The sequence below is a fragment of the uncultured Bacteroides sp. genome (genome assembly GCF_947632445.1).
In the GTDB taxonomy this organism is placed as follows: Bacteria; Bacteroidota; Bacteroidia; order Bacteroidales; family Bacteroidaceae; genus Bacteroides.
Genome location: NZ_CANRPM010000016.1, coordinates 1 through 24322, shown reverse-complemented (window position 1 = coordinate 24322; position 24322 = coordinate 1). Strand labels below are relative to the sequence as shown.

Annotated in this window: 19 protein-coding genes; 12 read left to right on the top strand and 7 right to left on the bottom strand. The window is 43.2% G+C overall.

All coding sequences use genetic code 11. From position 1 onward, the window contains the following. Positions 1 to 12 precede the first annotated feature (12 nt). From Q0Z70_RS05155 to mobV, 6 genes are all read left to right on the top strand, one after another. The gene (locus Q0Z70_RS05155; RefSeq protein WP_298073052.1) at positions 13 to 1344 is read left to right on the top strand and encodes a site-specific integrase; all 1332 of its coding nucleotides are present in this window, start codon (positions 13 to 15) and stop codon (positions 1342 to 1344) included. 16 nt (positions 1345 to 1360) lie between these two features. Next, positions 1361 to 2482, top strand: coding sequence for a DUF6043 family protein (locus tag Q0Z70_RS05150; RefSeq protein ID WP_298073051.1), 1122 nt, complete (start codon positions 1361 to 1363; stop codon positions 2480 to 2482). 256 nt (positions 2483 to 2738) lie between these two features. Further along, positions 2739 to 3104 carry a helix-turn-helix domain-containing protein gene (locus Q0Z70_RS05145; protein WP_298073050.1) on the top strand — a complete coding sequence of 122 codons (366 nt, stop codon included), beginning with the start codon at positions 2739 to 2741 and terminating at the stop codon, positions 3102 to 3104. Further along, positions 3101 to 3874 (top strand): hypothetical protein, encoded by a 774-nt coding sequence (locus tag Q0Z70_RS05140; protein WP_298073049.1) that lies wholly within the window; start codon positions 3101 to 3103, stop codon positions 3872 to 3874. The genes Q0Z70_RS05145 and Q0Z70_RS05140 overlap by 4 nt, the downstream gene beginning before the upstream one ends. Then, positions 3786 to 4484 (top strand): ATP-binding protein, encoded by a 699-nt coding sequence (locus tag Q0Z70_RS05135; protein WP_298073048.1) that lies wholly within the window; start codon positions 3786 to 3788, stop codon positions 4482 to 4484. The genes Q0Z70_RS05140 and Q0Z70_RS05135 overlap by 89 nt, the downstream gene beginning before the upstream one ends. A gap of 293 nt (positions 4485 to 4777) precedes the next feature. Then, the gene (gene mobV, locus Q0Z70_RS05130; RefSeq protein ID WP_298073076.1) at positions 4778 to 6154 is read left to right on the top strand and encodes a MobV family relaxase; all 1377 of its coding nucleotides are present in this window, start codon (positions 4778 to 4780) and stop codon (positions 6152 to 6154) included. A gap of 57 nt (positions 6155 to 6211) precedes the next feature. Here the strand turns inward: mobV and Q0Z70_RS05125 are convergent, their stop codons facing one another. The 5 genes from Q0Z70_RS05125 to Q0Z70_RS05105 are packed head-to-tail and all read right to left on the bottom strand — an operon-like array spanning position 6212 to position 14674. Next, on the bottom strand, positions 6212 to 8329 hold the full coding sequence (locus Q0Z70_RS05125; RefSeq protein ID WP_298073047.1) for an AIPR family protein: 2118 nt from the start codon (positions 8327 to 8329) through the stop codon (positions 6212 to 6214). A gap of 14 nt (positions 8330 to 8343) precedes the next feature. Then, entirely contained in the window at positions 8344 to 9273 is a 930-nt protein-coding gene (locus Q0Z70_RS05120) for a PD-(D/E)XK motif protein (protein WP_298073046.1), read from the bottom strand. Beyond that, positions 9254 to 12100: a Z1 domain-containing protein gene (locus Q0Z70_RS05115; RefSeq protein ID WP_298073045.1), complete on the bottom strand. Its 2847-nt coding sequence runs from the start codon at positions 12098 to 12100 to the stop codon at positions 9254 to 9256. Before Q0Z70_RS05115 ends, Q0Z70_RS05120 begins: the two co-directional genes overlap by 20 nt. Then, on the bottom strand, positions 12081 to 13592 hold the full coding sequence (locus Q0Z70_RS05110) for an ATP-binding protein (RefSeq protein ID WP_298073044.1): 1512 nt from the start codon (positions 13590 to 13592) through the stop codon (positions 12081 to 12083). The genes Q0Z70_RS05115 and Q0Z70_RS05110 overlap by 20 nt, the downstream gene beginning before the upstream one ends. Positions 13593 to 13597: 5 nt before the next feature. Continuing rightward, positions 13598 to 14674, bottom strand: a complete 1077-nt coding sequence (locus tag Q0Z70_RS05105; RefSeq protein ID WP_298073043.1) for a DNA cytosine methyltransferase — start codon at positions 14672 to 14674, stop codon at positions 13598 to 13600. Positions 14675 to 14889: 215 nt separating this feature from the next. Here Q0Z70_RS05105 and Q0Z70_RS05100 point away from each other — a divergent pair, with 215 nt between their 5' ends. After that, positions 14890 to 15342, top strand: coding sequence for a very short patch repair endonuclease (locus Q0Z70_RS05100; RefSeq protein WP_298073042.1), 453 nt, complete (start codon positions 14890 to 14892; stop codon positions 15340 to 15342). 79 nt (positions 15343 to 15421) lie between these two features. Here Q0Z70_RS05100 and Q0Z70_RS05095 read toward each other — a convergent pair whose 3' ends face one another. Then, positions 15422 to 16144, bottom strand: a complete 723-nt coding sequence (locus tag Q0Z70_RS05095) for an RloB family protein (RefSeq protein WP_298073041.1) — start codon at positions 16142 to 16144, stop codon at positions 15422 to 15424. A gap of 4 nt (positions 16145 to 16148) precedes the next feature. Further along, a complete protein-coding gene (locus Q0Z70_RS05090; RefSeq protein ID WP_298073040.1) occupies positions 16149 to 17441 on the bottom strand; it encodes an ATP-binding protein in 1293 nt (430 codons plus the stop codon). Positions 17442 to 18407: 966 nt separating this feature from the next. Between Q0Z70_RS05090 and Q0Z70_RS05085 the strand changes: the two genes are divergently transcribed. From Q0Z70_RS05085 to Q0Z70_RS05065, 5 genes are all read left to right on the top strand, one after another. Next, entirely contained in the window at positions 18408 to 19040 is a 633-nt protein-coding gene (locus tag Q0Z70_RS05085) for a hypothetical protein (RefSeq protein WP_298073039.1), read from the top strand. A gap of 37 nt (positions 19041 to 19077) precedes the next feature. Continuing rightward, positions 19078 to 19641, top strand: a complete 564-nt coding sequence (locus tag Q0Z70_RS05080; RefSeq protein ID WP_298073038.1) for a cob(I)yrinic acid a,c-diamide adenosyltransferase — start codon at positions 19078 to 19080, stop codon at positions 19639 to 19641. A 71-nt stretch (positions 19642 to 19712) separates the two neighbouring features. Beyond that, positions 19713 to 19934, top strand: coding sequence for a DUF2795 domain-containing protein (locus tag Q0Z70_RS05075; RefSeq protein WP_298073037.1), 222 nt, complete (start codon positions 19713 to 19715; stop codon positions 19932 to 19934). Positions 19935 to 20290: 356 nt separating this feature from the next. Then, positions 20291 to 22501 carry a RecQ family ATP-dependent DNA helicase gene (locus tag Q0Z70_RS05070; RefSeq protein WP_298073036.1) on the top strand — a complete coding sequence of 737 codons (2211 nt, stop codon included), beginning with the start codon at positions 20291 to 20293 and terminating at the stop codon, positions 22499 to 22501. Then, positions 22498 to 23631: a DNA-processing protein DprA gene (locus tag Q0Z70_RS05065; RefSeq protein WP_298073035.1), complete on the top strand. Its 1134-nt coding sequence runs from the start codon at positions 22498 to 22500 to the stop codon at positions 23629 to 23631. The genes Q0Z70_RS05070 and Q0Z70_RS05065 overlap by 4 nt, the downstream gene beginning before the upstream one ends. The last annotated feature ends 691 nt before the right edge of the window (positions 23632 to 24322 follow it).

Below are 24322 nucleotides of genomic sequence, written 5' to 3'. Positions count from 1 at the left end.
GGAGGACGTATAATGAAAGTTTCCGCATTTATAAGAAAGACCGCCGCCAAGAACAATGTGACGGATCAGGCCCGCGTCTATTTCCGTGTCCGGGATGTCGGGGGCGTGGACATCAAGGCGGCAAGCGAACTTTCGATCAATCCCAACCATTGGAGTACGGAGCGGCAGGGCTACAAGCCCCGCGTGGCCTTGGTGTCGGAAGAGAAACGAATGAACTTCGACCGGGACATCCAGCAAATCACCCACCTTATCACCAAGGAATACCGGCGCGGCGTGGACGGCAGCTGGCTGAAAGGGCTGATAGAGGAATACCACCATCCGAACATCAACGCAAGAGGCGGCAGCAAGGCCGATGAATACCTGTTGTCATACCAGATACAAAAATATGTTGACGAGACGCCGCTCGCACACGACAGCCGGAAGCATCATATAGACAATCTGAACAAGGTGTTGCGCTACGAGCGTTTCCGCCATGAAGTCATGCACCAGCGGGGCTTTCACCTCTGCATCGATACCATAACGGCTGACGACATCAGGGACTTCAAGTTGTGGATGCAGGAGGAGTACCGGTATGTGGATATGTACCCTGTGTTCTATCAAGACGAACCGCGCCGCAATGTCGAACAGCAACGCTCCGAGAACAGCATGTCGGGGACGCTGTACCGCATACGCACCGTCATCAAGTGGTGCATCAAACGCAGTCTTACACGCAACAACCCTTTCGACCAGTACCAGATTGCGCAGCCCATGTACGGTGACCCGTTCTACCTGACGCTTGAAGAACGGGACAAGGTGTACTACGCCGACTTAAGCGGTCTGGACTCCACCTACACGGTCTATCGGGATTTGTTTATGTTCCAGTGCCTGATAGGCTGCCGTGTGAGCGACCTGAACCGGCTGACCAAAACGAATATCGTGGACGGTTGCGTGGAGTATATTCCGCAGAAGACCAAGCTGGAACATGCCAGTACGGTGCGCGTGCCGCTCAATCAAAAGGCGCAGGACATACTGGAACGCTACAAGGATTTGGACGAGGCGCTGCTGCCGAGATTTTCGCACTTCGGCTACAACAAGAAGATAAAGGAGATACTCAAATATGTGGGCATCGACCGCATGGTGAGAGTGCTCGACCCGAAGACACGCGAGGATGTGGCGCGACCCCTATATGAGGTGGCCACCACGCACACGGCACGCAAGACGTTTATCGGGAACCTCTACAAGCAGGTCAAGGACCCGAATCTGATTGCCTCGATGTCGGGACACTCGGAGGGCAGCCGCGCCTTTGCCAGATACAGAAAAATCGATGATGAGATGAAAAAGGAGCTGGTCAATTTGCTGGACTGACACGAACCGCGAGCCTATGGAGATGAAAGCCGAATACGAACGTTTTGAGGATTTCAAGGCAGATGTCCGGAAATGGAAGAACGAACACAGGGAAGAGTATAACCGCTTCGCGCAAATGATGGCCGGCTGCGACGAGCAGGGCTTCTTCCTCTTTTACCGGACGGTGGCAAAGCAGATGCCGCAATTGGTCAGACAATGGGAAATGGTCTATAATGATGATACCAGCCCCGACAAGTTTACCGGGATATATGTGCTGTTCAAGGAGCAGGCTGTCCCGCAGCAGATTGTCGGACTCTACGGGCGGGAGCGAAACACCGTTTATACGGATTCCGCCACACCCTCGCTGTGGCAGCGAACCAAGCGGCTGTTCGGCTGGCGGTCGGAGCCGCGTGTCCGTATCTCGGCACCGTTGGTGTTGAGCTGGCTCCTCTTCGGGCAGAGTTTCGAGACGATGGTGCAGATGCTCGAAAGGCAGGCAAAACGTCCCGAAGCTGCGCTGCCGGATATTCAGACCTGCGGCTATGTCTCGAAATTGGTTATTCAGACCAGTATACAAGGCCGTTATCGCACTCGGAAGGATTGGGAGCGGTTCTTCGCCGGGCAGAATGCCGCCCGAAGCGGCAAGCTCGGCGAGTGGGCATGGAAAGAAGTGGGCTCGGAGACGGCACCGCAGCCCGCAGCGTCCGAAACCCGGACATCCGCATCTGCTACTGCCACCGCCGAACTTGCACCGACCGCCGGCAGGCCCAAGGCGAAGGAGTTGCCGTTATCCGCCTATTTCAACTGCGAAAACAAAGATGCTGTTATCGAGGTGCTGCGCAAATTCCTTATCAGCCAACACACCGCCAACGGGCAGGCGCTGTCCTACTATGCACTGATGCAACTCGAACTGCTCGCGGTGAAGACCGACAAAGAGTTCAGTGTCGGCATGGTCAGGGAGTTCGGCGATGTTCCGACACTCAAAAGCGAGAGTGCCATACGGCAGGCGATAAGCCGGCTGCGGCGTGAGCAGTATATCACCGTCAATCAGAAGATGCGCAGCGGACGCCTGCTCGACAGCGACGAGTTCGCGCCGGTCCTGCAACGGCTGAAAGCGGAGATAAAGGTTGCGCAATCTTCCGCAGTTTTTTCTGATTAGAGGATTTTTCGCTGACCCCAACCGGCGGGTCACCCATTTATAGCCAGAAACAGAACAAATCAGCATTGTCATATTTGTCATTTTCGTCTTGACAAATATGACAATCCGTTTTATTTCAATTTCTTACAACGAGTCGGTAGTTTTGCACCGTCAATCCTTTCCCGAAGGTTGGCGGTGCTTCTCTTTTTAATACCATCGGAAGCGAAGCATCAGGGAACAGACAGATGGTCATATTAACTTTTATAAAGACTGTAATATGATACTTACCCTTGATTCTTTGGTCGAGATGGGAGCCAATGTAAAACTGGAAGTAACGCCCGCCGACCTGAAAATGTTTGCCGAGAGCGTCGCCCAGCGAATGCTTATAGCGTATGATGAAAGCGGGCGGGAACAGACAGCCCGCCGCAAAAATGACGAGACCTACTACAACACGAAGCAGGTGCGCGAGATGTTCAACGTATGCGATACAACGCTCAACCTGTGGGCGAAACGCGGCTATTTGGTGCCGGTGAAGTTCGGCAACAGGAACATGTACACCAAAACGGATATCGACCGTATCCGCACGGGCAGGCGCGCAGAGACTGTTTCAGCCTATTGTCGCAAAAAACAAGTGCAGCCATGAACCTGTACGAACTGTCGAACCGCTTCTGGCAGGAGAACGAATACGAGCCGTTCTCGGTATCGGAAGTGGCGCTGTACTTCTATCTGCTTCACAGGGCGAACAGCCGCAGGTGGCAAATGCCGATGCAATGCCCGACGGCTATGATATGCTGTCATCTGAAAACATCCCGCCAGAATATCGTCAAGTCAAGAGAGTCGCTGCGCCGGCGCGGCTTCCTCTCCTTCACTCCGGGCAAAGGAAAAGATGCCCCGTCCCTCTACACGATTGTCGTGAATCCCGACCCCTTGTCGGCACCGTTGTCGGATGAATTGTCGGGTCAGTTGTCAGATAAAATGACGAATGAACTGACCGGTGAGTTACCGCATGAGTTGTCGGATAAGGTGACTGTATATAATAATAAAGATAAAGAGATAGATAAAGATATTCATAATAATAACAATAAAGCAGGGGATAAAATCAATGAAAAGGTCGGATTGGGCGAACTGGAACAGCGCTTCATCAGCGACACCGACTGGCAGCAATCTTTGCTTCCCCTTTTATCGGACAAGGAACGACCGAAGATTGAGTATTATATCCATGAGTTCTTTCAAAGCCTCAAGATGAGAGGATTTGAAAACAGGGAAGAAAAAGATTGCAGAAATCACTTTTATAACTGGCTGAAAAAACAAAAAACGAACAGCAATGGAACAGACAAACAATCGAACAAAGATAGACGTCGGGGAGCTGGCGTCCCGACTGCTTCACCGGAAGATTACGAGGGTGCGTTTTAGGCTGCCGATGAGTGTCGCACAGGCGGGCAACGCCCTGCTGGCTGCCGTTCAGGCTGAGGTCGCATACCGGCGGCGCACCTTTTCCATGACCGATGCGCTGTCCGAACAAATCAGCCGCATGGCAGTATGGCTCACGGACGATTCCGCCCGATTCGCGGCGGTCCTGTGCGGCGGCTGCGGAAATGGCAAAACCACCCTCGTGAAAGCCTTCCGGAACCTGCTCGGCTATCTGAACATTCCCGTGCCCGACACGCACGGCAAAGTCTGGGGACTGCGCCTCTGCGATGCCAAAGAGACGGCGTATCTCGCGCGGACAAACTACGAGTCGTTCCTATCGCTGATGCGGGTGCCGATGCTCGCCATCGACGATGTAGGCATCGAACCGTTAGAAGTCGTCGAGTATGGCAATGTGGTAAGTCCGATGGTGGAGCTGCTGACGAAGCGTTACGATGAACAATTGTTTACGCTACTGACCACCAACCTCACGCCCGAAGGCATACGCAAGCGATACGGCGACCGCATTGCCGACCGGCTCAACGAAATGGCGGTAGTCATTCCCTTCAAGAATCCCTCTTACAGAACCGACAATGTTATGCAGGTGGTAGAATGATTGGACAGCTCGCTGTCAGAGGGAATTTGGGTTGATAAATTTCCGTAGCTTATTAGGGCATTTTCACCGCTTTCACTCTCCGAGTGGCAGTAAAAAAGCCCATAGGCGAAAGGGCTCGCCCTCCCGACTCCCCGTTGCCTTACGGCAGGGCAATGACGGAAATTTACAACGTTTTCGATAAGTCGAGGGCAGAGTCGAACTTGTTCGGGCTATGCCGAGACGAGAAAACGAACGCTGAAAGCGAACCCACCCTCCAACAGAACACCGATTATACACTAAACGAAGAAACAAAGATGAGTAATATCCAATACGCCGTGTGCCACCTGCAACGGGGCAGCGGCAACGATTCAGGAATGTCGTGCCATATCGAGCGCAAGACCGCCGACGGCAAAGTGTACACACCCGACAATGCCGACAAGACAAGAACACATCTCAATCGGGAGCTTATAACTTTCCCGAATGGAGTGCGCAACCGCACCGAGGCTGTCCAATACCGCATCGACCATGCCGGTCTTCACCGCAAGGTCGGCAAGAACCAGACAAAGGCTGTCCGCATTATCCTGACCGGCTCACACGAGCAAATGATGAAGATTGTACAATGCGGCAAGTTAAATAAGTGGACAGATGCCAATCTTCGCTGGCTCAAAGATACTTTTGGCGGAGATAATGTTGTGTCGTGTGTGTTGCACATGGACGAGAAGACGCCGCACCTTCATGCTACGGTCGTGCCGATTGTTACGGGCGAGCGCAAACGAAAGTCCCGTGAGGGCGAGAAAAAGTATCGGACACAGACGGGACCAAGACTGTCGGCCGATGACGTCATGGGACGGGCGCGGCTGTCCACTTATCAGAACACCTACGCCGAGGCGATGCGCGAGTTCGGCTTGCAGCGCGGCGTTGTCGGCTCGACCGCCAGACACCAGTCCAATAGCGAGTACTACCGGCAGCAGATGCTGCAATACGAAAACGACATTGCCCGGCTGAATGCCGAAGTGGAGAAAGCCAATGAGGGACGCAGTGCCCTTCTGTCGCTATTCGGCAAAGGCGACCTTTCCAAGGCAAAGAAGGAACTGGCTGACAAGGACAGGCTGATTGCAGAACTCAAAGAACAGATAAAAGCCTTGCAAACCGAAAAAGCCAATTTGCAGGAACACCACAAAAAGGAACTGGCAAAACTCCGGAACGGCTGTCAGGCAGAGATAGACAAGGCCATCAAAGAGGCGGAATCACTGCGCAAGACCATACTGTCAAAAGATGCCCAGATAGAGCGGCAATCCCAACGTATTGCCGAACTCGACCGCAAGGCCAATCCGCAGCGTTATCGGCTGACCTCGGGGGCAGAGCTTGTCAAAGTCAATATCCCGAACTACAACAACCCGTCACTGCATATCTGGACGCGGGTCGGCGAAGAGCGGTTCGATGATGTCAAGTTCCAGATCGACTACAACCTCGCACAACAACACTTCAACTATGAAATAACGGACGAGGAGTTGGTCAATGCCGTTTTCGAGCCGCAGGAACAGGTAAGTCAGGCGCAAGCCGACCTATTAGATGCAGCCCTAATCCTCGCCACCGGTGGCCCTGCTCAAACCCACATCGGCACAGGTGCTGGCGGCTCTCACTCCGACCTCCCTTGGAACGGCAAAAAGAATCCGGCGCGGAGACGGTAACGAATAAGCCCTGCGAACTACTTGCGGGGCTTATTCTATGTCTTGATATCTGAAAAATTATGGCATAATATAGCCCTTATCCTCTGCCTTCTCAATAATCTTGACAAGGCGTTTGCATTGCGCGGCTGACGGCAGCGAATTTCGCTTTATATACTCCGCGATGCTACCGATAAATGCGACATCGCCATAAGGCAATATATTCTCTTTTGATAAGTCGTGATATACCTTATTCCAGTATTCAGCACCTAACTTAAAAATCTCAACTGAAACATCTATATTCTGGCTGAATTTTCTTTCTTTTTTAGCAGCAGACTCCTCCTGCTTCATCTCATTTTTTGAAATTAAAGTCGACATAAACTCGTCTGACAATGACAGTGGCAGACTTTTACATTTATTCCAAGTATCTGCACGACGAGCCATGCTTCGAACCAATCCGCCTTGCGCTTCTTTTTCAAAGAAATCATGAATAATATGTGCCAATTTCATCAGCTCTTTCTCAAGAGCAGGGTACATCTCCTGCTTCTGCCAGATAAGTTTCCAATCCAAATCCATATCTTTGGGAATCATCGTCATCATCTTAGCAATAGTATATGGGATAATCTGCGCCTTATTACCGCCGGTTGGATACCATTCCGCTTTGTTAATGCGGCGATCCAAAGAATCAAAAATTATCACAGAGCATACACATTTCGAGAAATACACCTCATTAATACTCTCTTTCGAGGTTTCATACAAGTTGTCGATTGTTTTGGCAAAATGCGAAAAATTGATAGCTGAACTTTGGCAGACTTCATGCGGATTCATAGCAAACGCATTAAGACATTTCGCCAGTTTCTCCTTTTTAATAACTTGACTTTTAGGATGCTTCTCGCAGAATTTTGCTCGAGCGGCAGGGCTGAGTTGCATTTGTTCCTGTTCCCATTTGCCTCTTGATCGTTCGTAAAACCAAATTGTCTGATACGGATTCCCATTTACCGGAGGCGCCATCTTCTTTCTTGACAATTGTTCCATTAAGACATGAAATGGGTGATTGGAGAAGAAGTCTGCTTCTGATACTGCATTTTGACTGTTTGCGCATTGAGATATTGTTTTAGTAATGCTATTGTACCGTTCTATATCCTCCTCTGACATATCATCATCAACATTGAGCACCGTTAGTTTCATTGGAACAAACAGGTTGTCCATTCCGTTCTCTTTTACCTCCTTCTTGATTTTTGCATTAGCCAGCGAAGCTGTAGTCTGACCGCCGTTTATTATCTGAGGATCTTTAAGGTATACAATCTTTGTCCCATCATCGGAAAACTCGATCGAACGGGCAACCACAGCAATGCCATTGTTGTATGTAAAGAAATTTTCAGGGCTCTTTATGATGGTTTCTCGTATTCCCTTATTGACTTTTCCTCTCACACTTAAAAAAGCACGAATATTTCCTTGAAGAAGTTTGCTTCCGTATTTGCAGTAAATCTTTGCCAGAAAGTCTCCAGGTACAATGCCAAGATAGGCATCATAGTTTGCCCCCTCTCCAATATCCGCTTTGAGGTACTGAATCCCTTCACAATCGAAATCTTTTGTAGCAATCTCTATAATTTCACTGGAATTGGATGCATATGTCTGATGAAAACGTTCGATTGTCCATACATTCAACTCAACTGGGCGATCAAGAAATTCTTCTCGGCTGACATTTTTAACCTGCTTGCTGAGAAGTGCATTGGAAAGGATGATAAATTTGAAACGGGATATTTCGGTAGTCAGCATACTCTTGCCCACCTTAGCCTTGATTTCCTTTGCAATATTGATAGCTTGGTCTGAATCGTCGCAATATGCAGAGATATCACCTTCGACACTCTCTTCGATAAAATTTCTCATACGCATGAACAACTCGTCAATGCGGGTGTTGGTCAAAGTGGGGACATTGTCAATCTCATTGACGAAATCACTGACAATCATAACCAACGCCTCATCTGCTTCGTCATAGGCATAGGCGTCAAAAGACATTATTCTCCCCCGGCGGCCTTTCATCTCAATGGATATAGGCATAGGGTCGGAAACATCGCCAATTTCTTCCAGAAGTTCCAACGCTTTGCTAATAAACTGCGCATCTGGCGCCGAACCTTCATGCTCTGCATCGAAGCGAAGCTGCTCCATAAACTGTGTCCTAAATTCACCTATCTCCATTGTTGCACTTATTATTATGATTGTTTGAACTGTTCTATATTCGAAAGGATAAGCTCATACTGAACTTTTATAATTGGCAGAGCAATGTTATTGCGCATAATGCGCGGGAAGCCGTCCGACACGAGATATTTGGCAAACGAGCTTTGGGAATATACAAAATTATCGTAGTCGCTTGACCAGTTAAAACCGGATGACATTAGTTTTCCGGCAAACATTTCTTTATAGAAATCATTGCTTATCAATGTCATAATTTCATTCGCAAGAGAGCTGAGCTTAATGCCTTCATATCCAGGGCTCATTTTCTCCAGTTTGTATACAGCCAAATATCCGTCAACATCGCTGTCCAACTGTTCTATCGAAGATATATGCACAGAATCTTTCCCTGCGCTAACGGTTTTTACCTCATACCAAACACTGTCTATGGAAAAATCCTTGTTTGTTTTTTCCGGCCCCATCCAGCCATCTATTGCCTTATCCGTTCCATATTTTGGAATCATCTCGTTCTTTAAGAACAGCATTTCGCCGATCAATCCCATAATTTCCGGCTCGGTCATATCCCCGTGATTAGGCTTGAACAGCCGCTTCCACGACGCATATCTGTTGCATATTGCCCGATAGCCTTCAGTTTGGTCAGTTATCCCGTCAACCGAAGACAGCAGATCCTGACAGAATATGCAAAAGCGTTCAAGAAGTTCTTCCTTCTCAAGCAAAAATATTAGTGAATATGAGCTATTCTCCTCATATTGTTCGACAGATATTACTTCGGAGCCGAAGATTCGTGTTGGGATATACTGACCTTTGAACTTGAAGGCATACCGACCTTTGTCATCTTTGCCGACATACGTGTCGATTTCCCGGGCGGTTCCAACTCTTCTGAAAAAGCCCTGCTCAAAACCTGCAGAGAAGATTCCGTATATATCCTGACTATTGTACTGCTTCATCATATTCAATATCTTCTGACTCATCCTGCATAAACTGCTGATAATATATTTTGTTTGCCTTGTAGTGCTTTACATTTTGAACATTTTTCACTCCGGGGAAGCCTATGGCAAAGGCTGCCATTTTATCTTCACCCAACGCCTCACGGTATTCGGACAATTTTCTCTTTTCGTCTTTGCCTTCCACCTTCACCGGCTCAATAAGCATAATAATCAGCAGCGGTTTGCGGTCGGGCAGGTACTCAAAATATGCCCTGTTCGGAATTTCCCGATTTTCATTTTTACCTTCCCTGCGCCACTGTTCTTTACACTTTTCCTTCACGACCGCCAACTCTCTCTCGGATAGTCCGTAAGCGCCCTCTTGAGTACTCAACAGTTTACGCCTCGAACTTACAGCAATAGCATTATTCTCGATATGAACAGTGCGCGCAGCGCATTTGACTGATTCAATATGCGGTATACCATAGCATTTTTCTGAATCACCGCTTTGGAACACGATATCCCATTTCTCCAACCTAACAGTATTCGCGTCCGTTATAAAATCTAAAATATATTCTGTATTGAAATTCGGGTTGACTTTTGAGCTTTTGATATTTTTTACAAACTCAACTATGACATCTTTAGAGACATCTTTTACTATTAAAGAGGAATTGCTTTTAAACCTGTCAAACGAGTAATTCCTTTTATACAGCTCCTCTGCCAGCCAGTTCACCTGCTTCAAATTTATAGCATTGTGAGCCGCATTCAGACTGATATACGGTGTTTCGTATATATTGCCATAAAATGATTCCAGAATGTCCAGATTGTACGCCTGCCTCATCTTATTGCTTGCCGTAATTTGCAACTCTTGACAATTGTCGCGCACTTTAATCCCAAAATCCTTTGGCGTCAGCCGTTGTGCAAACATCTCTTTCAGCTCTCTCTTTAAGTCTTCTGACGCCATTGATATTTCGCCATACCAGCTTGCACTCTCTTCGCTTGTCCATATTTGGAAAATGTCTTCATATCCTTTTCTATATCCAAACCACCGTCCCATCTGCATCAGCACATCAAAAGTAGCTGTATTGCGATAGAAATAACTCGTCAGCAACCCCTCCAAGGTCAAACCCCGAGACAGAGCAAGACCGCCTACGGCGATAACGCGCAATGACGGGTTTCCTTTGTAATCGAGTTTCCCGCTCGATTTCAGACCGTTTACAACCAATACTTTTATTTGCTCAATTGCTTTGACCAAATTGTCTTTTTTAACAACTCTATCAAATGAGACATCCGCTACGAAACTATAATGTTTGTCCCATAATTGCTTTAATTCTTTATACAGCGGCAGATTAGTATTCTTAGTTGAATCTCCGCAAAAGTCTTTCTCTATAACGCTCTTAAACTCGCTATAAATACGTTTTACCTCTTCCTTGATTACATTTTGCACCTTCACGAATCGAGACATGTTTACCAACATACTTCTTGGTGCTGATCCATGTCCGCGCAAATCCCGAATAACGTTTGCCATGAAGAAACAATAAACGGCCTCTTTTAACGAATCGGGAAAAATGCCGCACCATTCTTTCTGATGCCTGTAATAGAATGTGCCTGCATTCAACTCGTCTATATGTGTACGAGCCCAGTCACGCCAGCTTTCATCTCCATAATCCGGTTCATCTATATCAATGATAGGTCTTATATTGCGGTAATACATGGATTCGGGATGGAATATTTGTTTTGCGCCTATGTATGTTGACGGAGTTGGCAGCGTATATATAAAATGCTCTGGGAACAAATCAGCATTTTTCATATCATCGACCGAATCCGGATCAATGAATACATTTGCGAATGGTGTGGCCGTAAAGCCCACATATGATGCAGTTTTGAACAAATTGCAAACCTTTCTTATAATAGCATTGGTCTTTGTCGGATTTGTTTCATCTCTGTTTGTATTGACAGAGGCATTATCAGCCTCATCGTCTATAAGCAGCAGCGGCGCATTCACGCATTCTTCCAAATGATCATAATTGCTATTTTTTAACCAGTTATACAACTTTGTAAGAACTGACACATTCTTCTTAACGACAAACAGGACAACAGAACGCTGCGCTTCAAGCGATACGAAAATGCTGTCCTTTTGTCCTACAAAATCAGATGATTGAGTTGTATATGACGATGCGAGCAATTGTTTGTCATATTTGCCAACACCGACGCGTTTGGGCTTCTCTATTTTCGTTATATCATCTCTTTTAATTTCGAGACCGACTATACCCTGATCCACTCGTTCCTGTGTCTGTCGGCGAAGATTCTCTGTTATTCCTGCAAGCAGGATAACCACCTTATATCCAGCATCAACAGCCTTGCAAATTAAGCCTGAATATGTCGCTGTTTTTCCAGATTGGACATCTCCTATAACCAGACCGCGAACAAGGCGTCTGCCTTTATGCTCCTCTTTTGGGTTGCAAAGACAGTTCATAATTGCAGGCAGCGTTGTCTTGTCCAGCAGGTCGATACTCTTCTCATCCAACGATGATTCTTCTCTCAAATATCTGCTGTACCGTCTCCAAAAATGTTCATCTTCTATCTCCGTATGCTCATACCAATTATGGGGATCATCATAGTCATCGAATATACAATTTCCTTTAGTATGTTTTATTGCCTCCTCGGTTTCAATAGCACGAAAAACTTCCGCTCTGTCTTCTGCAGTTAGGACGACAGGGATAAATTCAAGACCCTTGTCTATGTAGGAGTCAATATCTTCGTATTTTAGGGTCTTGCCGTTTCGCTTGTCAACTCCGATACGGCGTTTGATGACCATAATAAGATCATTGAACTCATCGTTGGATATTTTCATCGGCATAATAGTTTATCAGCATTTCTTTCATTTGCGGATGGCAGCACCATGGTTCCGCCGTCATAATCGTATCAATAGCATCGTTAAGTTCTCTGCCATGTTTTACCGCTTTATCAATGAGGGTTATTCCCAGTTGAAAATCATCTTCGAGATACTGCTTTTTATCCTCAACAAGGATAGCATCATTGCATCTGTCAATATATATATCCTGCACCGGAATCCTCTTTTCAATTTCTGATATCAGCGTTTCCATGATGTCCGCAACATCATCAGAAATCCGATCCATTACATATTTGTACAGAGGGCTGTTTCTGTTTATTTGGTAATAATATGAATTGTTTCTGCCCCGCATTCTATCCCAGATATGACTTATATTGTCCTCTGAATTATCCTTGCGGCCGCGATGCGTCTGTTTCCTGACAGAAATATCCATTGCCTCCTCAACCGTTTTTTTCAACTGATTCTGTATCGATTTCGGAATTGAGGCATTTTGCTTTTTTATATCAATGCCCCAAATATCATCCAGTGAGTTGGGAATATCTACGCGTATTCTGGCATTTTTTGTCAATTCGCTACGTTTGAGTCCAAACCAAGTCCCATAAATAATAAGTCTCTGATTTCTGTAAATATAGAATCCTTGTCTTGTCCTCAAATTTTCAGTCCCGCCCAATAGTTTTTTATCTTTCTCCGTTAAGTCCGAGCCAAATGGCAACACAAACGGACGAACCTTGATCAGCCGTTCTATCCCCTGACTGTCCCGCAACGCAATAGTTCTCTCCTTCTTTGTTGTGGTTTTAGGATTTGCTTCAAGAAATGGATCCTGCGCCTTTACCTTTGCGTTGTTAATCCAAATTACAAGTTTCTTTGCAGAAATATAGCGGTGAAAAATAAGAGCGACGTGCTCCTGCACTTTGTCGCTTAATTCACGAAGCGTACTGAAGACTTGTCCATGACTGGACTTCTCCAATACATCAAAGTCTTCCCATATCACGAGCGTTCCGCTTCCATTAACTTTTTCAGTTTTATGCAGATTCTCTATATATGGCAAATGTGATATTTCATCAGCAGTCAACTCATTAACAAACCATTTCTTGTGTTCAAGTATGTAATTATAATCCCACGAATATGCACAGACAGCCCCGTCCTGCATACTCACAACAGTCAATATGCGGCATTGTGATAATGAAGCAGCTTTAAGACCCAAACCAAATCTTCCCAAATCATTTTCCGAACGTGTTGCCTCTGCCGCAGAACTGCCGTAGCACATAGCCTCAAAAAGTTCTTCACGAGACAGTCCGCAACCATCGTCAAGAATACCAACGGCTGTTTTCTGGAATGAATCGGTTGGGAAAAGCAGAGAAACATATGAGCATCCAGCACTAATGCTGTTGTCAATAACATCAGCGATAGCGGACTCAAAGGAATAACCCATTGAGCGCATCGACCCCATCAGCATGTCTGCTTTGGGTATATTTTCTTTATAGGTGCCCATAAATGCTATTTATAACTTAATATTTTCTCCATAACGGCTTTTGCTAACAATGGTGGAACGGCATTGCCAATCTGCTGCTGCACATATGATATCGGTCCTTCAAATATAAAATGGTCAGGGAAACTTTGCAACCGGGCAGCTTCACGGACTGATAGCCCTCTATTTTGATGGGGATGTATGAGCATACTTTTTCTATAATTAGATATAACCACCGATGGCCTGCTTCCGGTTAGTCGTTTATAGATTCCGCTGTGGCATCGTTTTTTATCGGCATAGTTTCCCATTAAATGGTCGGGAATAGACGACCAATTCTCACCTTCGCCAATATATTTGTAACGCTCGATTACATAGTCTCTATTTCGTGATACAATATTCTGGGTCGGGGCTTTTGATTTCTCCCTCATTAACTGAGCATATGGAGTCGCCTGCTCAAATGGAATAGTATATTTCCCCTCCATTAGAACCTCTCCATTGATGAGAATCGGCAAATCGCTGATTGCTTCATCAACAGAAACTGAATAATCGAGTTTGTCTGGAAATTCGAATTTGATTCCATTTCTATTTCCAACAATAAACAACCGGTTTCGGCGTTGCGGCACGCCATAGTCTGAAGCATACAAAATTTTTGAGTTAACTTCATAGCCTATAGTCCTGAATCGCTTTTCTATATGATCTTGAATGTTCTCGTTTCCATTTTTAAACTTTGTCAGCCCATATACATTCTCAAATACAAACCACGTTGGGTCTATGTCTTTTACAAAACGTAAAAACTCCTCAAACATTCTGTTATTCGGATTTGACATATCCCTGGTTTTTGTATTTGAGAGTGAAAATCCTTGACATGGAGGGCCGCCCATTATTATAAAAACGGGTTCGGACTTTAATCTGTCAGTTGAAAGCTTTCTGATATCTTCACAGAAGACTGTGGCGTCTTTAAAATTTTTTCTATATGAAGCCGCCGCATGAGTGTCCACTTCAACAGCGTACCGCATCGATATGCCTGCCATTTCTGCCCCTAAGCTTAAACCGCCTGCCCCGGCAAAGAGGTCTATGCCTATCATTTTTTCACTGGTTTTCTTCATTTTATGGTTTGCGCTCCGCATAATTATGTATAACTGAATAGCATTATACAAAGATACGTATTTCCTGCAAATCAGGACATCAACTAAATAAAAAAACAACCATCATCTTTTTTTTGTTAATTATTTTAATATTGACCTGCCGCGATTACATACTCTTTGACGAATAATTCGTATCTTTACAATGATAATACACAGAAAAAAATGAAAGAGTTCGAATGTCGGATACATTGACTAATGAGCAGCGCCATCATTGTATGTCTCAAATTCGTTCCAAGAATACCAAACCGGAAGTTCTTGTAAGAAAGGAATTGTTTCGCAGAGGATATCGCTATCGTATCAATGTCAGCAAACTTCCAGGCAAACCGGATATCGTTTTGCCGAAATACAAAACTGTAATCTTCGTAAATGGATGTTTCTGGCATGGACACGAAGGATGCAAACACTTTGTACTGCCTAAGTCTAATGTAGAATACTGGCAAGCAAAGATTCGCAGCAATCAGCGAAGAGATAAAAATGCCATAATAATGCTTCAACAGATTGGATGGAATGTTATAACAATATGGGAATGCAACTTAACAGTACCCCTATTCTTGGAAACTATTGACAAAATTGAGACCGCAATTACACTTCAGTCTCATAATAAACGGCAAACATTTGTTGAGGCATAAAATATTAAGTATTGACTGACATTGTTTATGGAAAGAAGATTTTTCATTACAGGCGGAGTGCTTGGAATCGTATCTTTTTCTATTTCTTGAACACCTTATATACATAAGAATACGATTGTTTATACAATTCTCCAGAAACAGTTGCAACATCAATATTTTTTTCAGCTCGCCTTATGGCTTCATTCAGTTTTCCGTCAGCACATAGCCGTTCCACCCAAGTAGCATCTATTAGATACTTTTCGCTCTTCAGTAGCTTTTTCAACGACTTTTCTGGATGATTAAAGTATGGCTTTAAATATGGATTCAACTCTTTTAGTGTTCTATTGCAACTCTTTCGCAATTTAGAGTCATCTATAAAATGAAGCAAGAACCAATACTCAATACTTGGCATACTTGGACACAGCACAACTATTCCATTTGATATTTCCTCATGGAATTGCTGTTCAAAAGCCTCATGCTTCTTTAAATTTGTTTTATTCTCATATACTGTATCCCAATCAAATACACAAAATATTTTCGCATCATTATTGACATTTAATATTTCTTTTATCCTTTTTGCAAAAACCTCTGTATAACTCGATTCATCGCCAAAATACTTGGGTTTGATGTTAAATTTATAATCTGTCTTATTATTGATGTGCATAAAATAATAGCGCTCGGTATTTTTACCTCCACTAATCAGAAAAGGATAAAGCTCCCTCAGATCTCTCGTCCCGTCATATTGCTCTGACTCTGATATTGATGCAGTAGTTTCAAAATAAGGTTGCTTCTCAATGCCTTCTACTATTTCTCTTTTTTTCATAGCATCATCTCATAGTTGCACCAAAGCGTTTATTCCGATAGGCTTCCCTTATGGACGAAAGGCGGTTGATCCCTCTAAAATCGGTTAATTTATACAACTCCGTCTCGCCCGATTTCTGTTTTTCGGTAAACCACACTGAGTCTTTTCTAATTAAGTCATCTAACAAATCTAACAAACCGTCATTATGTGTAGTGACAATAAGTTGCGATCTTGAAGGCATTCTTAAGTATTCATACAGAATTTTCTCCAAAAGCATCGGATGGAGCGAAGTTTCCAGTTCATCAATTGGCAACACAGCACCTCGTTTAAATGCTTCATATACGGCAGTCTCTATTCCAAAAGTTCTCATCGTTCCAGCTGACTCGTATTTCCCTTCCATTTGGTAAGTTTCTATCCCATTTTTATTCTCTACCGTATGTTCAAATGTCGTTTGAAATTGTTTTATCGTGCGCTCCTTTTTGATCCGTTCTATTTCTTTAATTGAATCTTCATCCTCGTCATCATTATCCACAGTCAGGAAATTGATAACCTCATCCGGAAGTTGCTTACTGATGATATTCGTAGAAATATCAGTAATATTAAAATCCGCTTCATGCAGAAATTCCACAATGTAGCGAACCAAGTCCTTGTTTTCCGAAACTTTCTTTTGAGCATATGATGTAAGTCCCGTTGTTGGGGATATAACATCCATCAATTGATATCGCATCCATTCTCTTGCTGCATCGATAATCGGCAGACTCGCATTTACTTGATTTCGCGCGACAAAAAAAGAAGTATTTTTCCAGCAGTTCACGCTAAGTAGTTCTTTCGCCGCCGTGCTGATTTTATCTGCTTTGGGATTAAATTGCACATCTGACTGATCTTCCTTCAATGTCCTTTCAAATAACATAATAGGTTGGGTTGTCTTATAATACGACAACTTTTCCAAATATACTTGTTGTTGGTCCAGTTCCAACTGATACCAATATTTTGTATCTCGCACGAAAAAAATTATTTCAAAGTATGATGGTTTATTAACAGACACTCCATCCAACATAAACGGCATAACTCCTGTCTTCGAATCTATATCCTTTGGCTTAAAAAACCAAAAATTCGACAAGAAATTTAGGATATTCAATAAATTAGATTTACCCGAAGCGTTATATCCATATATAATAGCAAAGCGTAATAGCCGTGTAGTTTCGTTAATTGTAACAATCTGCGACTCCTCTGCAAATTTATCATTAGTAGCCTCAAAATTAAAAACTACTTCATCTTTGAACGATAGGAAGTTCCTAACTTTTATTTCCTGTATCATATCACAGTTCTTTTTGCCGGCAAATATACAAATAAAATTTCATATATAGCGCTTTTATTTTGTGAATTTGCATTTTATTTGCAATTTTCACATTTAGACGCAGCATAAGTTTTCCTATTAAAACAAGTTATTGGGAGGCTTCCTTTGCTGTGCAGAGTTACGACAATAAAAACAACCAAAAAGACCGCAGTACTAGCGTATGCCCAAAGAAAAATCCTCGATTTTATTCATTTCGTTAAGTAAAAAATGGTTTTAATGGGAACATTATGGTATCATTTAACTATATATGTCAAATATACCAATTATATATCAGGCAATTAGTTTGTAGGTATAGGGTCAAGCGTGGAACTGCAATGCCCACGTCTAAAGTTGAGGTCCTGAGAAAACCCTGATACAAGTGTAGGAAAATAGCAGCCCACGCTATATGCGTGAGAACCACTATGCTATCCTCTTGTATCAATTCGAAATTTCTCAGGTTTCAACTTTACAAGATAAGCATAACGCTTCTTCTTTTTTCTATGTCTTGGAAAGAGTTGTCTCAATCCAGTTACAAAAGTAGAGATTTTCTGTGATAATCTCCTTTATTTTAATGTTTTTCTTTTCATTTAAGGCCTAATTTCTATATTAACGTGAGTTCGACATAAAATCCAAAGACAGCAAGTTGTCCGTCATTGATAAAGTTCACTTCAATGGTGGGGGGGGGTCTTTTCAAAGCAACAACAGGCTGCGATAGCTGACAATGGATTGGCAATGAAATGTCTATTTCCTTCTGCTGTCACGCAGCACTTTCTGAAGTCTCGACGCAGTGCTGCGTGAGGGTGTCATGCAGCACTTTCTCACCACCTGACGAAGCACTGTATGGGAGGCTCATGCAGCACTTCGTCACGACGGGTGCAAAATACTTCTGCCGGTTGATGGATTTTTACCGGATTATTTTATCTTTGCAGGCATAAAACAGTCAGGAACATGAAGCGTATCTTCTTATTGTGCAAGCGTCCTTTTGTGCGGCTGGCCCGTTTCCGCCATCGGTGCGGCTACGGGGTGCATTCGCCTTTCGCCTTCCATCTGATAACGGGGGTCATTTACGAGACCGCACCTTATTACAAATATGCTCCTTTGCTGGAAGAGGAGAAGCGGCTGGCGGCGCAGCACTCCAAAAGCTGGAGAGAAGAACCCCTGCGGGTGAAGCGGCTTCTGTTTCGTTTGGTCAATTATGCGCGGCCGGAAACGGTTGTCGATGCGGGGCCTCTGTCCGCTTCGAGGCTTTATCTGAAGGCCGGCAGAGAAGGGGCGGTTTATACGGCTGCAACGGAGTTGGACGAACTGTTTCTGGAGGCAGGTGTCCCTGTCGATTTCCTTTATCTGCACGACTGGCGGCGTCCCGGCTTTGCGGAGGAAGTGTTCCGTCAGTGTGTGGGGCGGACTCGCGGCTGCTCGGTGTTTGTCGTTGAAGGCATCCGCTACACGTCGGCCATGCACAGGCTGTGGGATGCCATGAAGCAGGATGAACGCTGCGGCATCACGTTCGATCTCTACGACTTGGGTATCATCTTCTTCGACCGGACAAAGATAAAGCAACATTATATAGTAAACTTTTGAAGCCTTCGGGCTGTCAACACTTAAAACATATACCGATATGAAGAAAAGTCTGATATACACACGCACGGGCGACAGCGGCAAGACGTCGCTCGTGGGAGGAGTGCGCGTCCCCAAAACACACGCCCGCCTGGAAGCGTATGGCACGGTGGACGAGCTGAATTCTTTTCTGGGGGTGCTGGTTTCCCGTTTGTCCAATAATGAAGACAAGGATTTTGTGCAGTGGGTGCAGAACAGTCTGTTCGTCGTGGGCGGCTATCTGGCTACCGACGGTGAAAAAACAGGACTTCGGCCTTCCGGCATCGTTACCTCCGAACAGGTGGCAAGGGTGGAGGCCGAGATAGACCGTCTGGACAGCCTGCTCCCGCCTTTGAAGGCTTTTGTGCTGCCGGGCGGTGATGAGGCTGCGGCGCTTTGTCATGTCTGCCGGACGGTCTGTCGGCGTGCCGAACGTCGCATTCTGGCATTGGCGGAAGAGGTGCATGTGGCAGAAGAACTGTTGGCATACATGAACCGTCTGTCCGACTATCTGTTCGTCCTATCCCGGAAAATCAACTTGGATAATAAAAAAGACGAAATATTTTGGCAGAATAGTTGCGGGTGAGATAAAATGTTATACTTTTGCCGAAAATATCGAAAAACGAATATTGTACACAAATTAAATGCTTAGAAACTATGTATTGGACATTGGAATTGGCATCGAAGTTGGAAGATGCCCCTTGGCCGGCAACTAAGGATGAACTGATTGATTATGCCATGCGTTCGGGTGCTCCGCTTGAAGTGATTGAAAATTTGCAGAAGATGGAAGATGAAGGCGATATATATGAAAGCATTGAAGATATTTGGCCTGATTATCCCAGCAAGGAGGACTTCTTTTTCAACGAGGATGAATATTAATGGCCGTTAATTAACAAGCATGAAACTAAAATTTGTATAGATCTGGCAAAACAATAAAGCATTGAGTTATGAGGAAAGATAACTAAGTCAAATATAATACTCTTTTAGTCAATGACAGGGCACAGTTAATATGAGTTAAGAGAAAAGGATAATTTGGAGAAAATGCTGAAACTGCTTGAGTCGCCTGTTTTAACTGATGAACTGCGTGATTCAATCAATGAAATTATTCTATGTTTCTACAGAATCAATATAAATCGATTGATATTTCATATTCGGGTATGCTGATAAATCAGTGAGAATGTGATTCATTCTGGGATTATATGTTTGTTGAACTAATTGATTATAAAATGGCGGCAATGACAAGAGTAGAAGCAGAAAAAAGACTGAAGACGATATTCGGTATAGAACATTTCTATGACGAGCAATGGGAAGCTATAGACAGGATACTTCGTGGAGAACGTATCCTTATGATTGAACGAACAGGATTTGGTAAGTCACTGTGTTATCAGTTTCCGGCAACTCAGTTTTCCGGGATAACAGTAATATTTTCTCCATTGATTGCTTTAATGCGTGATCAAGTACGCAGTTTGAATGAAAAGGGAATATCAGCAGCATATATTAATTGTGAGCAGTCGCAGGAAGATAATGCACTTGTTATCGAGAAAGCATTAAAGGGGAGGATTAAAATACTTTACATAGCTCCCGAAAGACAGGAAAACCAAGAGTGGATTGAGGCTACAAAAAACATGAACCTTTCAATGGTAGTCATTGATGAAGCTCATACTATTTCTACATGGGGACATGATTTTCGTCCTGCTTTCAGAAGAATAATTAACTTGGTACAGTTGCTTCCACAAAATCTTCCGGTATTGGCAACTACTGCTACTGCAACAAAGAGGGTTCAGAAAGATATAGAGGAACAAATAGGTGGCCGTCTTACAACCATCAGAGGAAACTTATCAAGGGACAATCTAGATCTTCAAGTAATAAGAGTAAATTCAGAGGATGAGAAAATGATTTGGCTTGCATCCAATCTAAAAAATCTGGATGGAACGGGATTGATATATACTGGTACCAGAGTTGATACAGAAGTATATGCACACTGGTTGCAGTATTGCGACATTGATGCCATTGATTATAATGCAGGCTATGATGCCGACACACGCAAAGAAGTAGAAAAAGGTTTGATGGAGAACAGATGGAAATGTATAGTCTCTACTAATGCCTTAGGTATGGGAATTGACAAGCCTGATATACGTTTTATCATTCATACTCAGATTCCCGCCTCACCAATACATTATTATCAGGAGATAGGAAGGGCTGGAAGGGATGGATTACCTACAAAGATAATCTTATTTTTTAACGAAAATAAAGACAAGGAGGATGGAGTCCCAGCTGATTATTCATTGCCATATTCATTTATAGAAAGTTCACGTCCGGGGATAAAGAAATATGAAAGGGTAATAGATTTGCTAAAGCAGGAGCCTCTTTCGGAAAGAGAGATTATGAAGAAGGCAAATCTTAAACAAAGTCAGATAAGAGTAATTAAAGCAGATCTTATATACCAGGGAATCATTAAAGAAGTTCTGTATGGAACAAAACAGAAGAAGTATGAATATCAATATAAAGCTAATGAACTTGATGTTTCTAAGTTTGAGGAGTTACGAAAGGCTAAAATTAAGGATTTAGATTTTATGGTGAGTTATGTATATACGGATATGCCAAGGATGGAATATTTGTGCAGGTTCCTTGATAGCGATGAAAACAATATAAATACTAACTGTGACAATACGAATTTTGAAAAGTTAGAAGTGGAATATGATAAAGAAATTTCCACAAAATTGGAAGATTTCAGAGATTCCTATTTCCCAAGACTTGAATTAGCCGGTTATACTCTGAAATCTGGAACAGGATTGAAGATTAGAATGCCATATCCCAATGCAGTAGAGGTGTTGAGGAATAATGAGGTGGTCGGTACATATATTAATAAGATTAATTACAGTGAATTCAGTGAGGAAGAAGTGTGTATTTTACGTGATTTGTTAGACAAACATCTGCATAACGTGTCAAAACTGACTGATGGATATGCTGCATCTTATTATGGGGTATCGAATATAGGAGCAGCTCTGCACAGATCAAAATATGAAGGAGGTGGCGATTTCCCCGATTTCCTATTAAAAAAGGCTCTTTCTGTATTTGGTAAGAAATATAGAGAAATAAAGTTTGATCTCATATTATATGTTCCGCCGACACATTCCGGTGATCTTGTAAAGAACTTTGCGATAAAGTTTGCGAAAACTATAAAAGTTCCAATTTTGCATAGCTTAATTAAAACGAGAGAGACAGATGAACAGAAGATATTTCAGAATTCGTATAGTAAACAAGATAATGTGAAAGATGCTTTTACGATAAAATCTGAGTTGGTGAGAGGTAAAACTATTCTTCTTATAGACGATATTTACGATAGTGGTGCCACATTGAAAGAGATAGGAAGAACATTGACAGAAAAAGGCGCCAAATGGATTGTTCCAATAGTAATAGCAAAAACAGTAGGAGGTACGTTATGACAAATCAGGAATTGACATATTGGGTTACTTTGGCACTTGTGCCAAAAATATGGACTAGAAGGAAAAATGAAATATATGTAAAATGTTTTGAACATAATCCTCAAATATCAGTAATTGATTTATTTGAGAACCGATCGTGCTGGGATGAATTATTGTTGACTGACGAAGAAAAAGAACTTTTCAGCGCGGCTTATGAACAATTGCCAAGCAATTCATTTATGGTGGAAGACATGTTGTCGCAAGGATATGATATATTGCCAATTCATTGTGATGAATATCCCAAAATATTGAAGAAAAACCTTGGTAAAGCTGCTCCAACTGTAATATTCATTAAAGGCAACAAGGAACTTCTCAATGAATCATCAATAGCAATAGTAGGTTCCAGAAATGCAGATAAAATATCTTTGCAGTTTGCGGACAATGTGGCAAAACGTATTTCAGCCTCAAACGGAGTTGTTGTGAGTGGATTTGCAAAGGGGGTAGACAGACAGGCACTTGACTCGGCACTCGAAGCGGGTGGTAAAAGTATAATCGTTCTTCCCCAGGGGATTATGACGTTTGCATCGGGATTCAAACTGTATTATAAACATATCGTTCAGGGACATCTTCTTGTTATGAGTTCGTTTGCTCCCAAAGCACCATGGAGTAAAGAGTTTGCTATGGCAAGAAATCCTATTATCTATGGTATGGCTTCGCATATTTATGTGGCCCAGAGTGATGATAAAGGTGGTACTTGGTCGGGAGTAATGGACGGCCTAAGGAAAGATAGAGCTATTTATGTGCGGTGGCCTGAAACAGGAGAAAAGAATGCTAATGTGCAACTTATACAGAAAGGAGCTAAAGCAGTAGATATTAATGGTAATATAGTCAACCTTGATTCAGAGAATTTGAAGACAGAGAAACAGAAAGAAACTGAAATTTTGAATAATAAGATTCTAAAAATACTGTCATCGATGGAATCATGTTCTTCAAAATATATTTGTAACCTACTTGGCATAGATTGGTCTGATGCGAAAATGAAGAAATACCTTGAGTCTATGCCTCAGATTGAAAAGAATAAAATAAAAAGTAGAGTGTACTACAGTCTAAAAAACAGTCTGTCTAATACTCTGGCTCTTAATTTTGAATAATACATTTATGGCAACAAATACATCTTTTTAAAGACATTTGCACAGCAGACAAGAATAAAGCTTCTGCAGTTGATAGGAATACGTCTGGAATTTACCTTAACTCAGGACACAGCGAACTGCGTGGGTATGAAATGCAGATTACTAAACTGAAAGAGAGGATTAAGGATAGAGATAAGGACGGAGTGAGAGAAGAAGTAGCATACATGGTTCAACCGTGTGATGGCTCTGTGCTTTAATGTGAATTAGTCAAGATTTAATCTAACAGAACGGAGTTGTTCTAATTCAACATCTTTGTTTTTAAACATAAGCTTTCTTTGCTTTAGCATGGAAAGTTGCAAAGGAATGTCTATTGGTTGTTTGCTATATTCATATACCTATATAAAAAACGAAGTCCCACCGTGGTACGCATTGTCAAGAGGCGTGGTGGGAACTGTTGATGTAAAGGTAAGCATTTCTTTTGTTCTGACCAACGTTTTGTATTGAAAAAAAGTTCTTTTAGCCTCAACTTTAACAATTTTCTATTATGTGAATAAGGTGTATTGGGAATAAATGTCTATCTTTACAGATGAAAAAGTGATAATAAACAGGCTTTGGGGAAGATTGACCGCTTTTTATCCTGACTTCGTCACTTAAAATCAGCCACATTTATAATTGTCTTATGCATAGTATTTTATAATTTTGTGTCACCCTA

Coding starts and splice junctions, on each gene's coding strand:
- Q0Z70_RS05065 (WP_298073035.1), top strand. CDS start 22,498: ATGACAAATCAGGAATTGACATATTGGGTTACTTTGGCACTTGTGCCA.
- Q0Z70_RS05155 (WP_298073052.1), top strand. CDS start 13: ATGAAAGTTTCCGCATTTATAAGAAAGACCGCCGCCAAGAACAATGTG.
- mobV (WP_298073076.1), top strand. CDS start 4,778: ATGAGTAATATCCAATACGCCGTGTGCCACCTGCAACGGGGCAGCGGC.
- Q0Z70_RS05105 (WP_298073043.1), bottom strand. CDS start 14,674: ATGAAGAAAACCAGTGAAAAAATGATAGGCATAGACCTCTTTGCCGGG.
- Q0Z70_RS05075 (WP_298073037.1), top strand. CDS start 19,713: ATGTATTGGACATTGGAATTGGCATCGAAGTTGGAAGATGCCCCTTGG.
- Q0Z70_RS05145 (WP_298073050.1), top strand. CDS start 2,739: ATGATACTTACCCTTGATTCTTTGGTCGAGATGGGAGCCAATGTAAAA.
- Q0Z70_RS05080 (WP_298073038.1), top strand. CDS start 19,078: ATGAAGAAAAGTCTGATATACACACGCACGGGCGACAGCGGCAAGACG.
- Q0Z70_RS05125 (WP_298073047.1), bottom strand. CDS start 8,329: ATGGAGATAGGTGAATTTAGGACACAGTTTATGGAGCAGCTTCGCTTC.
- Q0Z70_RS05120 (WP_298073046.1), bottom strand. CDS start 9,273: ATGATGAAGCAGTACAATAGTCAGGATATATACGGAATCTTCTCTGCA.
- Q0Z70_RS05135 (WP_298073048.1), top strand. CDS start 3,786: ATGGAACAGACAAACAATCGAACAAAGATAGACGTCGGGGAGCTGGCG.
- Q0Z70_RS05100 (WP_298073042.1), top strand. CDS start 14,890: ATGTCGGATACATTGACTAATGAGCAGCGCCATCATTGTATGTCTCAA.
- Q0Z70_RS05115 (WP_298073045.1), bottom strand. CDS start 12,100: ATGAAAATATCCAACGATGAGTTCAATGATCTTATTATGGTCATCAAA.
- Q0Z70_RS05070 (WP_298073036.1), top strand. CDS start 20,291: ATGACAAGAGTAGAAGCAGAAAAAAGACTGAAGACGATATTCGGTATA.
- Q0Z70_RS05095 (WP_298073041.1), bottom strand. CDS start 16,144: ATGAAAAAAAGAGAAATAGTAGAAGGCATTGAGAAGCAACCTTATTTT.
- Q0Z70_RS05090 (WP_298073040.1), bottom strand. CDS start 17,441: ATGATACAGGAAATAAAAGTTAGGAACTTCCTATCGTTCAAAGATGAA.
- Q0Z70_RS05085 (WP_298073039.1), top strand. CDS start 18,408: ATGAAGCGTATCTTCTTATTGTGCAAGCGTCCTTTTGTGCGGCTGGCC.
- Q0Z70_RS05140 (WP_298073049.1), top strand. CDS start 3,101: ATGAACCTGTACGAACTGTCGAACCGCTTCTGGCAGGAGAACGAATAC.
- Q0Z70_RS05110 (WP_298073044.1), bottom strand. CDS start 13,592: ATGGGCACCTATAAAGAAAATATACCCAAAGCAGACATGCTGATGGGG.
- Q0Z70_RS05150 (WP_298073051.1), top strand. CDS start 1,361: ATGGAGATGAAAGCCGAATACGAACGTTTTGAGGATTTCAAGGCAGAT.